General features: G+C 36.9%; 12 protein-coding genes. 4 read left to right on the top strand and 8 right to left on the bottom strand.

Going from position 1 to position 13,704, the window contains the following annotated elements:
• Positions 1-199 precede the first annotated feature (199 nt).
• From M3627_RS13750 to M3627_RS13735, 4 genes are all read right to left on the bottom strand, one after another.
• Positions 200-916, bottom strand: a complete 717-nt coding sequence (locus M3627_RS13750) for a 3-ketoacyl-ACP reductase (RefSeq protein ID WP_169360527.1) — start codon at positions 914-916, stop codon at positions 200-202.
• 68 nt (positions 917-984) lie between these two features.
• Complete coding sequence (locus tag M3627_RS13745) at positions 985-1,518, bottom strand: hypothetical protein (protein WP_251556133.1); 534 nt, start codon at positions 1,516-1,518, stop codon at positions 985-987.
• Positions 1,519-1,646: 128 nt separating this feature from the next.
• On the bottom strand, positions 1,647-2,942 hold the full coding sequence (locus tag M3627_RS13740; RefSeq protein WP_251556131.1) for a DUF4179 domain-containing protein: 1,296 nt from the start codon (positions 2,940-2,942) through the stop codon (positions 1,647-1,649).
• Complete coding sequence (locus tag M3627_RS13735; protein ID WP_251556130.1) at positions 2,942-3,442, bottom strand: sigma-70 family RNA polymerase sigma factor; 501 nt, start codon at positions 3,440-3,442, stop codon at positions 2,942-2,944. Before M3627_RS13735 ends, M3627_RS13740 begins: the two co-directional genes overlap by 1 nt.
• Positions 3,443-3,622: 180 nt before the next feature.
• On the opposite strand from M3627_RS13735, the gene M3627_RS13730 reads away from it, so the two are divergent.
• Together M3627_RS13730 and nhaC are read left to right on the top strand one after the other, a co-directional pair.
• Positions 3,623-4,450 (top strand): thermonuclease family protein, encoded by an 828-nt coding sequence (locus tag M3627_RS13730; RefSeq protein WP_169360530.1) that lies wholly within the window; start codon positions 3,623-3,625, stop codon positions 4,448-4,450.
• A 232-nt stretch (positions 4,451-4,682) separates the two neighbouring features.
• On the top strand, positions 4,683-6,101 hold the full coding sequence (gene nhaC / locus M3627_RS13725; RefSeq protein ID WP_169360531.1) for a Na+/H+ antiporter NhaC: 1,419 nt from the start codon (positions 4,683-4,685) through the stop codon (positions 6,099-6,101).
• A 258-nt stretch (positions 6,102-6,359) separates the two neighbouring features.
• Here the strand turns inward: nhaC and M3627_RS13720 are convergent, their stop codons facing one another.
• Positions 6,360-6,896 carry an NADPH-dependent FMN reductase gene (locus M3627_RS13720; protein WP_251556129.1) on the bottom strand — a complete coding sequence of 179 codons (537 nt, stop codon included), beginning with the start codon at positions 6,894-6,896 and terminating at the stop codon, positions 6,360-6,362.
• A gap of 253 nt (positions 6,897-7,149) precedes the next feature.
• Between M3627_RS13720 and M3627_RS13715 the strand changes: the two genes are divergently transcribed.
• Together M3627_RS13715 and M3627_RS13710 are read left to right on the top strand one after the other, a co-directional pair.
• Positions 7,150-8,001: an SDR family NAD(P)-dependent oxidoreductase gene (locus tag M3627_RS13715; protein WP_251556128.1), complete on the top strand. Its 852-nt coding sequence runs from the start codon at positions 7,150-7,152 to the stop codon at positions 7,999-8,001.
• Positions 7,998-9,527, top strand: coding sequence for an AMP-binding protein (locus M3627_RS13710; RefSeq protein ID WP_205964101.1), 1,530 nt, complete (start codon positions 7,998-8,000; stop codon positions 9,525-9,527). The genes M3627_RS13715 and M3627_RS13710 overlap by 4 nt, the downstream gene beginning before the upstream one ends.
• Positions 9,528-9,614: 87 nt before the next feature.
• Here M3627_RS13710 and M3627_RS13705 read toward each other — a convergent pair whose 3' ends face one another.
• The 3 genes from M3627_RS13705 to M3627_RS13695 form a co-directional block, all read right to left on the bottom strand.
• Positions 9,615-10,031 (bottom strand): DUF2512 family protein, encoded by a 417-nt coding sequence (locus M3627_RS13705; protein WP_169360442.1) that lies wholly within the window; start codon positions 10,029-10,031, stop codon positions 9,615-9,617.
• A gap of 132 nt (positions 10,032-10,163) precedes the next feature.
• Positions 10,164-12,071: an alpha-E domain-containing protein gene (locus M3627_RS13700; protein ID WP_169360443.1), complete on the bottom strand. Its 1,908-nt coding sequence runs from the start codon at positions 12,069-12,071 to the stop codon at positions 10,164-10,166.
• On the bottom strand, positions 12,065-13,516 hold the full coding sequence (locus M3627_RS13695) for a circularly permuted type 2 ATP-grasp protein (RefSeq protein WP_169360444.1): 1,452 nt from the start codon (positions 13,514-13,516) through the stop codon (positions 12,065-12,067). The genes M3627_RS13700 and M3627_RS13695 overlap by 7 nt, the downstream gene beginning before the upstream one ends.
• Between the last annotated feature and the right edge of the window lie 188 nt (positions 13,517-13,704).

The raw sequence follows: 13,704 nt of genomic DNA, 5'->3' as shown, positions 1-13,704 counted from the left end.
GATTGTAGTAATCTCTCCGGTCATTATCGTAGTCCATTTGGATTGTAGTAATTCGTGGTGGCATTGTCGTAATCCATTGCTCGATTGTCGTAAAGTTTGAGTTGATTGTAGTAATCTAGCCAGACATTGTAGGAGTCCGAGCTGACATGATTAAAAACAAAAAATGGCCGCGATTTTCATCGCGACCATTTTATAATTATTATGGATTAGTTGACCATAGTCCTGCAGATTTAAGCAGAATTCTTGGGTTCATTTTCAGCTGAGCTACCATAAAGTCAGCGATGTCTTCTGGTTGCATTACTTTTTCTGGATTTCCGTCTGTCAGGTTTAATTCGATTGCCATGTCTGTAGCAATAGTGCTTGGTGTTAATGTAACAACACGGATATTTTGCTTTCTTACTTCTAGCATTAGAGATTCACTTAGTGCGATTACCGCAGCTTTAGATGCACTATAAGCACTTGTAACTGGAGCTCCCTTTTGTCCTGCAGTAGAAGAGATATTAATAATGTCCCCTGCATTTTTCTCGATCATGTCTGGTAGTACTGCTCTAGTTACGTAGTACACGCCCATCACATTTACTTGAATGATCTTAGCCCAGTCCTCTGGATCTACTTCAAGGAATTTACCGAATTTAGAGATGCCGGCATTGTTTACCAAGATTTCGATTGGGCCAAGCTCCCCACGGATTTTTTCAACTGCACTGTTCACAGATTCCATGTTGGATACATCAGCAGCAGCTATGGAAACTTTTACACCATATGTTTGTAGCTCACTTGCAACTGCCTCTAAGTTTTCGATTGTTCTTCCTAAAAGTCCTAGGTTAATACCCTCTTTAGCAAAGGCTATAGCTGTTGCGCGACCAATGCCTCGACCTGCACCAGTGATTAATGCTGTTTTCCCTGTAATTGCTTGCATGCAAATCTCTCCTTATGTATAAGTTTTTCTCACACATTTAGAGTACCCTCATTTGGAGAAAAAATATATTATTTTGCTTTAAAGGACATTTGCTTAGCTGGAGGTTTTATTTCCTTCACGCTTTCAAGCACGGCAAAAATAATCCCCAGCATTAACTGGACAAATCCGAAGGTTCTTAAATCTTCATTTGGTAATCCCAAAAATGTAGTGATAACCATCACCATTCCAAATGTAATCATATATATGCATATTACTATTGGCTTTACTTTTAACTGAACTTCTTCAAGCTTAGTTAGCATAAAAATAACACCAGCTATTAATAGGATAGAGCCAAGGTAGACTAGAGGTATATTCTTCTGAATGTAACTTCCAAATAATAAAATGAGCCCTAAAACAGCTAAAGAGTTCCCCGTCCTTTTGATGTTCAAAGGCTTTCTTACTCGTTTCGTTTTTCTCGAGCCAAGCACCAATGCACCTAGCAAAAATAAACCTATCCCATAGATCAATAAAAATAAGTTACCAATCGAACCTAGCTCATCAACTGTCAATGACATAAAAAGAGAACCAAACAACATAGATAATACTCCTAGAAAAAGTGCCATAGTACCTCCCATGTTTTACCTAATTATCCCACAACAAGAAACTAAATGGTATTTATTTTATTATTTTAATCAATGCGCCCTAAATGGTATTAAATTTCTTTTTTTAATGACTGTGTTTTAAGCACTCCCTATTTAACCTTAATGCGTGTATCGTTCTCCAAATAGTTAGGATATCCCTGCAGTACAAAGGTTACTGGATTATTCTTGGCTCCTTGCTCTAAAGTAAACACTTGAGAATTGGTTGTGTCAGAAATTCGATGAGATATAGCTAGCGGAACTTTACGGCCATTTCTATCCTCGCCGTTAGTGAAAATTGTTTGATTAAAACCTAAATGCTTATCAAAAACTACCTTAAAACTAGACTCATCTATTATTTCTAGCTGCAAAGGATATTGTTTAGATATAGAAGCCACTTCTTTTTTATCAAAGTCTATAACGATCTCTCGCTCATCCCTTGGCATAGCCAAAATATCACCGATAATTAAATATAATTCTTCTGATTCCTGAAAATAATTGCTTTCTAAATAAATTGTTCTTTTCGTAGTATCAGCACTTCCAAAGCCACTAATAGATGTGGATCCACTTCCCCATACGTTTCCACTTTCATTCTGCAACTTAATAGAAGAAAAATCAAAAATAACCATATCATTTTGTGGATCCGTAATTATATCAATCGCAGCATGCAAAGGAGATATTTTCACCTGTTCTACAGTAAATTTTTGTCCTTCTACTACCACCTCACGATTTAGCTTGTAATGCTTTGGCTTTGCAATTTTATTTTTTAACTCAAATGGTATGACAAATGTTAAATCCTCTTCTCCACGTATTGAAAACTTTAATGTAAAGGCTGGATTATTATAATCGATTGCGCCACTAGGGTCAGAAATCCTAATGGTGCTCTCCACTTTTTGGACCACTTCTTTTTGGGCATGCTCAGAAGTTACATAAGCAAGACCAAGCTCTTCCTCATTTTGGAGCAGGACTGTGTCTCCGAGATGATAACCATTTACGGTATTAGGAGACTCGAGGGTATAGGAAAGTAGCATACCAGTATCATCTGCTATCACCCCATCCAACGTAAAAGTAACATCATTTTCTTTTGCAGAAACACCGATTGCCTCAAAATAGTTGTTTCTGACACTATCTTCTACCCCTCTATCATATTCTACGATTGCTACAATAGCCCCCAAGCCCGGTACATCCTCAAAAATCTGGGCAAAGGCTGGAGAAATGCGTGTCATAAAGGCGAAGCCAAGGAAAAGCACGGCTATAGCTGAGAGGCTAAATCCTATCTTAGACCTGCGCTGTTTTTTTCTTTGTGCTATCTTAATACCGTTTAATATGGCGTCTCCAGTAGCTGAACTAACCTGGATAGCTTCCATTTGTTCATTTACTAAATGCTTAATTTGTTTTACGTTGGTCATTAAACATCGCCCCCTCTCTCTCCCATAAAAACACGAATTTTCTTTAGCGTATGATGTAATCTTGACTTAACTGTCCCCTCTGGAATTTGTAGCCTTCTTGCGATTTCGCTCACCTTTAAATCATTAAAGTATTTTAAATGAATGAGCTCTCGTTGTGCACTCGGCAACTCTCTAAGTGCAAGCATAAGATCCTGGTTAGAGGACTGTTGTTCTTTTTCTACATCTTCATTTAACGAAAGTAAATTGCCCTGCTTCTTCAATGTGTCCATACAATAATTCAACAGGATTCTCACTAGCCATGTTTGAAAGAAGGACGGCTCCTTTACTTGGTGACGCTTGGTATAGGCTCGAAACGTCACTTCCTGAAGAGCCTCCAACACATCATGTTCATTTTTTAAATATATAAAGGCAGTTTTATATAAAACATCACGATGTATTTGCATTAGCTGTAAGAAAGCATCGTCATCTCCTGTGATTGCTTTCCTAACTAGGTGCTCCATTTTTGTTCCCCCTCTTTTGTAACTGTTAGACGTTAATTTATATAAAAACGTTCAATGTAAATAAAAAATATTTAAATGGAAAATGACTACGTCTTACGTACTGAATTCTTCTATTTCTCTTTCACTCTCTTTTACTTGTATGTTAAGATAGTGACCGATTGAAAGAGAGAGGTATGTAACATGAAAAAATGGATTATGTATATTTTATCCTTAACCATCTTATTAGGAGCATGCAGCAGTATAGATCAGTTAGTGGTGGGGGACGAAAATCCAATCACTGAGCAAGAGAAAGCTGAGAAAGCTCCACAAAAAGAATTCTCTGAAGCTACGTCTAGCACTACTCATGACGTATCTAAGCTTGAAGAATTTCCATTGGTCAGCGTGATCGATGGCGATACAATCAAAATAAAATACAATGGTGCAAATGAAAACGTGCGTTTTTTATTGATAGACACTCCCGAAACTAACCATCCTAAGCTGGGGGAACAGCCTTTTGGACAGGATGCAAAGGATTTTACGAAACAATTACTGAAAGGACAGGATACAGTCTTTTTAGAGTTCGATGTTTCCTATAGGGATAAATATAACCGGCTTCTTGCTTATATCTATACTTCTGATGGAAAGAGTCTGCAAGAAGAACTGTTAAAACAAGGTCTTGCCCGAGTTGCTTACATTTACGCACCTAATACTAAGCATGTAGACTGGTTTGAAGCCATTCAGAAAAAAGCTCAACAGCAAGCAATCGGGATATGGTCAGTGGAGAATTATGTTACGAACAGTGGCTACGATAAAGATGCGGTTGTAGAAGTGAAAGCAGTTAAAAAAGCTAATGAGGAAAAGAAACCGAATAGTATTACTGATTGTACAATAAAAGGTAATATCAATTCTAAGGGTGAGAAAATCTATCATGTCCCTGGTCAGCAATATTATGAAATGACAGTTGCCGAAGAAATGTTTTGCAGTAAGGAAGAAGCTGAAGCAGCAGGGTTCCGAGCAACACAAAGATAATAATATCATCAGCTCCATCACCCGGTGATGGGGCTTTCTTTTATTTCTAACTTATTAAAAAGCCCCCACTCAACCTGCTCCATTTAGAAAAATGTACAAAAAATTCTCAAAAAAATGTTAATAATACACAAAAAGAGGGTATCTAGTTACCATTAATATATTTTCTGAATAATATAACAACATAGTATTTGCTTCAATTCTTGATTTTATATCTAATAAAAGGAGTGATTAAATGGAAAAAACAATAAAAAAACCATCTTTATCCTATTCATTATTCATCCTCATTTTAATGGTTGCGGTTATATCCACTGGATTAATACTATTGGAAGCCCCTATTCAAATTATGCTGTTCACTGCGATCGTTGTTCTCATTCCTTTTGTTTTGCGTCTTGGCTATTCTTATGAAGAAATTGAAAAAGCAATGTTCGCTTCCATGCTTAAAGCCCTTAAGCCTTCCCTAATATTGATGGCAGTAGGGATATTAATCGGTACATGGATAGCATCTGGTACAGTTCCTACTTTAATCTATTATGGAATTCAATCTATTTCTCCTCAATTTTTCTTGGTAACTACTCTTTTATTTTGTTCTGTGGTCTCAATGGCTACAGGCTCTTCTTGGGCAACTTTAGGAACAGCAGGGATTGCTATGATTGGGGTAGGTCAAAGCTTAGATGTTTCTCTGGCGATGACAGCTGGAGCAATAGTAAGTGGAGCTTACTTTGGGGATAAGCTTTCTCCCTTATCCGATACAACAAATCTCGCTGCAGCAGTCGTTGGTATAGATGTATTTACCCATGTAAAGCATATGCTTTGGACAACTGTTCCCGCCTACGTTTTATCAGCAATTATATTTACCCTTATTGGTTTAAATACCGAAGTGGCAGCTGTTAATTCAGCTGAAGTTAATAGCTTGACTGGATATTTAGCAGCTAATTTTAATCTAGGAATAATCTCCATGCTTCCAGCCCTTTTCCTCTTTGTACTACTAATTACGAAACAACCTGCTATTATCTCAGTTTTTTTAGGAGGAGTCGCAGGTGCCCTTGTCGCTATTTTTTACCAAGGTATAGATATGACAAGTATTTTGGGAGTAGCTTATAATGGCTTTTTTGTAGAATCAGGTATTGAAGCGATTGATTCCTTACTACAGCGAGGGGGATTAGTAAGCATGCTGCCAATGGTAGCAATCTTTATTTTCGCCCTTGGCTTAGGGGGTTTATTGAATATCTCGGGAGTGCTAGTAACCATCATTGATTCTATAATTAAAATGATTAAGAGTAGAGCATTACTCGTTTTTGTAACGATGATCATGTCCTATTTTACACTCGGTCTTGGGGGAAGCTTCTCGTTTGCAGGAGTTATGACTGGAACATTCATGAAACCACTGTTTGATAAGTTTAATTTACGGCCTGAAAATCTTTCAAGGGCTATGGAAGATACCGCAACACAGGGCTGTGCTTTGCTGCCTTGGACAGCAAGTGGTGTCTTCACTGCAACTACGCTAGGAGTACCGACATTAACGTATCTACCATTTTGTTTTTTAGCTATGCTCACCCCACTTTTTACTTTTCTTTATGGCCTCACAGGATTTTCCATGAAGGAAGAAAAGAAACAGCCTAAACACTCTACAAAAGAAGTACCGACAGCCTAATAGATGGGTTACGCAAAATTTAAAAATCGATTCTTCTATTTTTAGAAGAATCGATTTCTATGTAAAAGCAGCTGCCTCCTCGCATTTTCCCATTTGCCTGTCGGGGCAGGGATAGGCGCTTTCGCTTTTCTTGGTGTCTAGCTACTGCGCCTTGCCCCTCGGGGTCAAATGGATAAAAGCTCCGGTGGCTGTGGAGCTGCCTCCTCGCTTTTTTCCATTTGCCTGTCGGGGCAGGGATAGGCGCTTTCGCTTTTCTTGTTACCTAATGGTTTTTAGTGCTGTTGCCCATGGGATGACTTGGTCTAGCATTTGGTTTACTGAGTCTGTTTGAACGGCAGCTGGTTTGAAGTCTGTACCGTTTTCAAAGTCGGTAAATAATGATAGGGCAGGATGTACGCGTACGTCTGCTACTAATAGCTCTCCTAGAATACCTCTTAAGTGCTCGGCTGCACGAGCTCCACCTACTGATCCGTAAGATACGATTCCTGCTGCTTTATTGTTCCACTCCACACGTAGATAATCTAGCGCATTTTTTAATGCACCTGTAATGGAATGGTTGTATTCTTGCACGATAAATACGAATCCATCACAATTAGCAACTCTTGAAGACCACGCTGCGGCACCAGAAGCATCTACACCAGATTCTCCAAGTAAAGGGAGCTTGAATTCAGCAATATCAATAATTTCATATTGAGCATCTCCACGCTTGTCTGCTATTTCTTTCACCCAGTTACCCACTTGTGGGCTTAATCTACCTTCACGGGTAGACCCTAAAATAATACCTATTTTCAACATATCTTTTCCTCCTACCTTTGCTCTTATTTATTTTGCCCAAACATTTTAAATACAAAACTTGCTCTTTCAGGTAAAGCTATAAACTAACGACTTATCTCAGTTCAATATATCTCTAATTCGAGGTAATAATATCATATTAAAACATAGAAAGCTAATAATTAGATTCTAAATTTTCCGATTTTTGTATTTTGTGTTTGGTTTAGGTGTTAAAATGTATATAACTAAATTTTCTAATCATAAAGGGCTGTTTAAAATGGTTAACTATTCTATTGTAGAAAAAATACTCTTCCCTTCTATTCATTTGGATGAAAGAAAGCTAGAAGATAAACTTGATGCTAAAACAGTTCTTATTACTGGAGCTAGCTCTGGAATAGGTAGAGAGCTTGCGTTTGTTTTAAAGAATATAAACGTACACCTTGTATTGGTAGCAAGACGCGAAAAAGAACTATTGCTAATAAAAGAAGAAATAGAATCCTACAAAGCTAAGGTAAGCATTATTTCGGCAGATATGAGAGAAGATAAAGATATGGAAAGATTACTACGCTTTTTGCATCAGCTCCCCAATGGACTGGATATTATCGTTAGTAATGCAGGCCTGTCCATTAATCGTTCGATTGATAAGTCATTAAATCGTTATCATGATTTCACTAGGACGATGGCCATTAATTACTTCGCTCCCGTGCAACTGCTATTGTCCACCATACCTTTAATAGAAAAAAATAAAGGGCATATTGTAAATGTGTCGACAGTTAATGCCTTGCTTCTTCCTATACCTTTTTGGGCCGCTTATCAGTCATCTAAATCTGCATTTGATACATGGTTCCGCTCCGTGTCTCCCGAAATAAATGGAAAGGGTATTTTAACTACCACGGTATACCTACCATTAGTTAGGACTCCAATGATTGAGCCTACCCTTGCCTATCGTAATACACCTGCCATGAGTCCTTTACATGTTGCAAAGATTATAGCAAATTCCCTTTATACAAAAAGAAAAACTTTTCAACCTTGGTGGCTGATTTTCGGTCAAATAGGTTCATTAGTCGGCCGAAGAGGATGGGATTATGTATTGCCTAAACTCCTTCAGAAAAGAGGGCTTAACAAATGATTATTTCCTTATTGCAAGTAATATGGAAGATAGGTCTCCTCTCTCCTTCTGGCTTGTTTCGTTTAATCTTTACGATTTATAAAGAAGGTATTAACTTAATGGTTTTAGTACGGCTTGCGGAAAAAAGATTCGGCAATCAGATAGCCATAGTAACTGACACTGAAAGTATTACATATAGCCAATTAGCAAGGAACTGTGAGGTTGCTTCTATTTACTTGAAAGACAACCGGCATTTAAGTTCAGGTAAAAATGTAGCTATTTTAAGCAAAAATCATCATCATTTTGTTCATTCTATTTTTGCTGCTTCCCGCTTAGGAACTAATGTTTATTTGATGAATCCAACGATGAGTACCATTCAATTTAAGCAATTAGTAGACACCTATCATTTCGATTTATACATATATGATGAAGAAGCCAGATCACTATTAAAAGATCTTCAACTACTCCACTTGGCAATTGAAAGTAGTTACATTAACCATTTCATTCATCAAGATATCAGACTAAAAGCTACATCGATGAAAAGATCGTCAAAAGGTAGGCTCATATTGCTAACAGGCGGGACAACTGGGACACCTAAAAAAGCAGTCCATAAACCTTCTTTAATCAACTACTTACATCCCTTTTTAACTGTGTTAGAACGATTGAGGCTAATGCAATATCGTACGGCATATATTGCAACGCCTCTCTATCATGGATATGGTATCGCAATTTTGCTTACCTTTATCGCTCTAGGGAAAAAAGTAATCATTTCAGAGTACTTTCAAGCAGAAAAGGCTAGTCAAATCATTAGAAGACATAAAGTCGAAATAATAACAGTTGTACCTCTTATGATTCATAAATTGGTTAAGCATAAACCTGATTATTTAACCTCTCTACAATGTATTGCTTCAGGGGGAGCACACCTTAATGCCAAGCTAGTAGAAGAGGTCAACAATAAGCTAGGACCCATTCTCTACAACCTTTATGGCACTTCCGAAGCTGGTCTAAATACGATTGCTACACCGAAAGACTTGCAATACTCTCCTGACACAATTGGCCGATTAGTTAAAGGGGGGAAACTAGAAGTGATTGGAAATGGGAATCAACTAAAAGAAGGACAGATTGGACAGCTATGTACAAAGAACAGATGGTCTATAAAAAACAAAGAAGCTTCCTGGATGGGGACTGGAGATATGGGATATAGGGATACAAACGGATATTACTACTTGTGTGGGAGAACAGACGATCTTATAGTTTCTGCAGGGGTCAACATATACCCTAAAGAAGTAGAACAAGTATTAATACATCATCCTTTGATAAAAGAAGTGGCCATTTTAGGCATAGCTGACGAACAATATGGTCAAAGACTAATAGCATACGTTGAACTGAACAACGAAGGCGAACAATTAACAGAGATAACTTTATTAGAGTGGCTTAGCTTAAGGATTCCACGTATTCATCTTCCAAAGGATATAATCTTTGTTGACCAATTACCTTATACCACTTTAGGAAAGCTAGATCGAAAACAATTAGCAGCTTACCGTTGAAATAACTCTTTAGACAACCCGAACACTTCTTCTTGAATAGAATAACAAACCATAACAAAAACCCCCTTAGAAAAGAGGGTTTTTTTGTTAATCTCCATAATCGGCAGCGACATCTGCTGTTGTACGTTTATTTTTGAAAAATACATTTCCATCCAAATATTTGTGGAAGAACCATTCGCCTCCACCAATAACTAATGCAGCAATAAGTGTTCCAAGCGCTAGATTTCCGTCAGCATCTACTAATGCAATTTGCATAAACCAAATGGTTAAGAATGCTAAAATAATATCTCCACCTGTGGCAATCATATTTCGAACATTTTGGCTTGAACGATTAGCAGCTAGGCGGAACAATAGGAAGTCTCCTAAAATGTAAGCTAAAACAGTTAAGACTAAGCTAGTCCATATAGAATCCAGGAATGGGACATCAAAGATTAAAGTCAAAACAACTAAAAGGACTACTGCTATCATCAGAAATTTAATAAGAAGTGCTTTTAAATGCTTCATTTTTTTGTCCTCCTTTGTAAATTTGTTCTATTTAAAATGTTCCCTTAATCTTTCCGATTAAACACATTGTTTTTAAAAATAGGTCTGTCGAGCCTCATTAATTAAGCCTCAACTTTGAAGCTGAGGCCTTTCTTATTGCTCGATTAAACTTACAGATACTTTCACATCTAGCGAATGACTTCCACCTCTATATACTCCTTGAACAGGGCTAACATCATTGTAATCCCGTCCAACACCTACACGTATATGGTTTTCTAACGCTTCCACGTTATTCGTTGGATCAAGTCCTACCCAGCCGATTCCAGGTACCATAACCTCCACCCATGCATGACTAGCAGCATCACCAACTAAAGCAGAGTTTTCTCCAACATACAAATACCCGCTAACATACCGAGCTGGTATATTCTTTGTCCTTAACACTCCGAGCATCACATGCGATATATCCTGACAAACACCTTTTTTAAGGTCGAAGGATTCAATCGCCTTAGTGGTAACTGTAGTAGATGAGCCATCGTATGTGAAATGATTGAACAAATATCCCATTAAATCAATTGAGTATTTAACCGGATTTACCATTTCTCCTATTTCATTATCCACCTTTTCTATTTGCTCTGGTGTCAAATAAGTGTAAGCAGTGTTACTTAAATAAGCTAAATAATGACTTCTAAAAAGATTCGAATGAAAAATTGCGTACATTTCAGGCGAATAATCAATACGATGAACCCACGGACTTCTTTGAATACTTACAATAGAGGTTGTCTTAACCTCTAAATGTCGATGATGGTCTGCTATAAAAAATGATTCTACTGTGTTTCCCCATATATCCACGTGTTCCTTCGTTAAGGCAACAGGATTAATTTCTGCGCGGTAGGAAAGCAATCGTTGACATTCGTCTGTTCTCGGCTTTAAACGAATTGAATTCATACTTTGATCGACCATCGTTTCATAATCGAAAATATTAGTATGCTCAATTTTGTACTTTAAAGAGGACGCTTTTTCATTATTTGAAACCTGAGATCCACTCATCCAATCATTGTCACTCTGTGTCTGTACTTGAATATGGAGTGTAGAAGATGTAGAAACTGGTTCAATTAAGTAATAGGTTTCAGAGAAAGTTTGCCCAATTTCATTACATTGGTTTTGAAAACGATTCAGAAATTCCATCATTTCTTCGGAGTCTAACTCCTGAATAGTCATTTCATCAAAGTCTTGATGAAGCCTTTGTAAAAGATAATGGAGCTTTTCTGAGTGTTTAGCCTTATGTCCTCCCAAATTATCGATTGCATTTTGCACACTATTCATATTGTAATGAATGGATCTAGGAAAGGTTTCATCTACAATAAGAAAAGCAAGAATTGTTCGTGGATCCATTTTTGGTCTATTCACCTTCAAATAGGCCTCATAGCCATTCAGCATTCTAAGTGCTGATAGCCACGCATAATATTCATCTCTTTTATAAGAAAGCTCTGCTTCACTTGTATGTTCACACACTACATTTAAAATTCTGGCAGTTTTTTCAGCCCGTTCTAACCAATTTCCTATTTTCATCATATGGTAAGCTATACCACGAGACATGTTTGACTCAATAATTCCTTGAATAGTGAAAGAAGCCTTTTTAATCTGGCTTAGAAATAACCTCATGTTCTGAAGAGAATAAGGGATATTTTGAGCATCTTTTGTATATAGAAAGACGTCATTCCACACTTCAAACAGTTCATTAGGTATGTGATCACGACAAACCCTTGCATTCTCTCTAGCAATACGTACGCAATTGAAAACCGAATTTGGATTTTCATGACTTAATGCCAAGTAGAATATTAGGTCTTCCTCTTTGCTATTCTTTTTATTTTCCAATGCCTCTAATTCATCTAGAGTAGAACACGCTTCATATAATAGCTTCCACTGTGTCTCTTTAAATGATTCATCACTAGAGGTTTCAACCATTTGAGTTAAATGAACATCTAAAATTCTTGCATTTTGTTCCGCTCGCTCAAAATTTCGAGACATCCAGTATAAAGAATCTGCTACACGACTTAACATGAACTAAAACCCCCTGATTTCATGACCCATGTATCTTTACCGCCACCACCTTGTGAGGAGTTTACTACTAGCGAGCCTTTCTTTAATGCTACACGTGAAAGACCACCTGGAAATACATGTGTATCCTCTCCTCTAATGACAAACACTCGTAAATCTACATGACATGGATAAAACGCTTCTCCTTGGTACGCAGGTGCTCTTGACAGCTGAATAGTCGGCTGCGCAATATACTGCTCCGGTGTCTTTAAAATCTTTTCCCTAAATCTCTCTATTTCTTTTTTAGTAGCATGTGGACCTATTAACATATCATAGCCACCTGAGGCACCAACATTTTTTACGACCAGTTCTGATAAATGCTGAAGCACCCATTCCCTCTGCTCTATATTATCCAGACGATAGGTTTTCACGTTATCAATAATTGGCTCTTCCTCTAAATAATATCTAATCATATCAGGAACATAGGTATACACTGCTTTATCATCAGCAACACCATTTCCTATACCATTTAATATTGCCACATTGCCTAATTTATATGCATCTATTAAACCAGGAACTCCAAGAGTAGAATCCTCACGAAACTCTAAAGGATCCAAAAAGTCATCATCAATTCTACGATAAATAATATCTACTTTTTCAAGTCCACGGATTGTTTTCATATATACAATGTTATCAACTACTGTTAGGTCACGGCCTTCGACCAACTGCAATCCCATTTGTTGAGCTAAAAATACATGATCGTAATACGCAGAGTTATATATTCCTGGAGTAAGCAGTACTGCCTTAGGGTTAGTTACTCCTTCTGGAGCATGTTCTACGATTGCTTCATAGATATAGGTTATTTGCTGTTCCAAAGCATGAATGGAGTGGTTAGCAAAAAATTCGGGATAGACCTGACGCATAACGTATCGATTTTGGAATACATAAGATAGACCAGATGGGTTTCTTAAATTATCCTCAAGCACCAAATACTTACCCGTTTCATCACGAATTAAATCTATACCAGCTAAAAATATGTTGTTATTTAATGGTATTTTAATATTTTTAATTTGCTTGTGATAGTAATATTTATTATTTTCTATCAAATCACGAGGGATAATTCCATCTTTTATAATTTTTTGTTTGTGGTAAATGTCTTGTAAAAAACAGTTTAAAGCCTCTGTGCGTTGTATCATTCCCTTTTGAATTGTCTCCCAATCTTCAGGAGGAATGATAATTGGAATGAAATCAAAAGGCATAGTACGTTCTGCTCCCGTATTATTGTTATAAACTGTAAAGGTTATGCCTTGTCTTAAAAAGGAAAGTTGGGCTGTTTCATGTTTTTCTTTTAGTTCTTCTACAGAAAATCGGTTAAGTATATTATAAAAGTTTTGATAATGTAGTTTTGGTTCTCCACATGATTTTAGCATCTCATCAAAATAAGGTTTAACCTCATACGTATTAAACATTTTCCAACTCTCACTCTCTCTTTAGTAATTTTATGGGAATATGCTATTATTTTTTTCACAACTTCTTTTAATCTATTACCCACTTTTATTTTTAATTAGACATTTTATTAAATATTTATTTTTTATTTTTTCAAAACACGCATAAAAGAAAAAATGAAAGATATACTTCCAAAATAAAAAACCCGAAG

It is taken from the genome of Psychrobacillus sp. MER TA 171, assembly GCF_023713305.1.
Taxonomy (GTDB): Bacteria; Bacillota; Bacilli; order Bacillales_A; family Planococcaceae; genus Psychrobacillus.
This window is presented reverse-complemented; position numbering and strand designations above follow the sequence as displayed.

Excerpts from the sequence above, each read along its gene's own strand:
- M3627_RS13750 (WP_169360527.1), bottom strand. The coding sequence starts at position 916 with ATGCAAGCAATTACAGGGAAAACAGCATTAATCACTGGTGCAGGTCGA.
- nhaC (WP_169360531.1), top strand. The coding sequence starts at position 4,683 with ATGGAAAAAACAATAAAAAAACCATCTTTATCCTATTCATTATTCATC.
- M3627_RS13695 (WP_169360444.1), bottom strand. The coding sequence starts at position 13,516 with ATGTTTAATACGTATGAGGTTAAACCTTATTTTGATGAGATGCTAAAA.
- M3627_RS13745 (WP_251556133.1), bottom strand. The coding sequence starts at position 1,518 with ATGGCACTTTTTCTAGGAGTATTATCTATGTTGTTTGGTTCTCTTTTT.
- M3627_RS13705 (WP_169360442.1), bottom strand. The coding sequence starts at position 10,031 with ATGAAGCATTTAAAAGCACTTCTTATTAAATTTCTGATGATAGCAGTA.
- M3627_RS13720 (WP_251556129.1), bottom strand. The coding sequence starts at position 6,896 with ATGTTGAAAATAGGTATTATTTTAGGGTCTACCCGTGAAGGTAGATTA.
- M3627_RS13710 (WP_205964101.1), top strand. The coding sequence starts at position 7,998 with ATGATTATTTCCTTATTGCAAGTAATATGGAAGATAGGTCTCCTCTCT.
- M3627_RS13730 (WP_169360530.1), top strand. The coding sequence starts at position 3,623 with ATGAAAAAATGGATTATGTATATTTTATCCTTAACCATCTTATTAGGA.
- M3627_RS13715 (WP_251556128.1), top strand. The coding sequence starts at position 7,150 with ATGGTTAACTATTCTATTGTAGAAAAAATACTCTTCCCTTCTATTCAT.
- M3627_RS13700 (WP_169360443.1), bottom strand. The coding sequence starts at position 12,071 with ATGTTAAGTCGTGTAGCAGATTCTTTATACTGGATGTCTCGAAATTTT.
- M3627_RS13735 (WP_251556130.1), bottom strand. The coding sequence starts at position 3,442 with ATGGAGCACCTAGTTAGGAAAGCAATCACAGGAGATGACGATGCTTTC.
- M3627_RS13740 (WP_251556131.1), bottom strand. The coding sequence starts at position 2,942 with ATGACCAACGTAAAACAAATTAAGCATTTAGTAAATGAACAAATGGAA.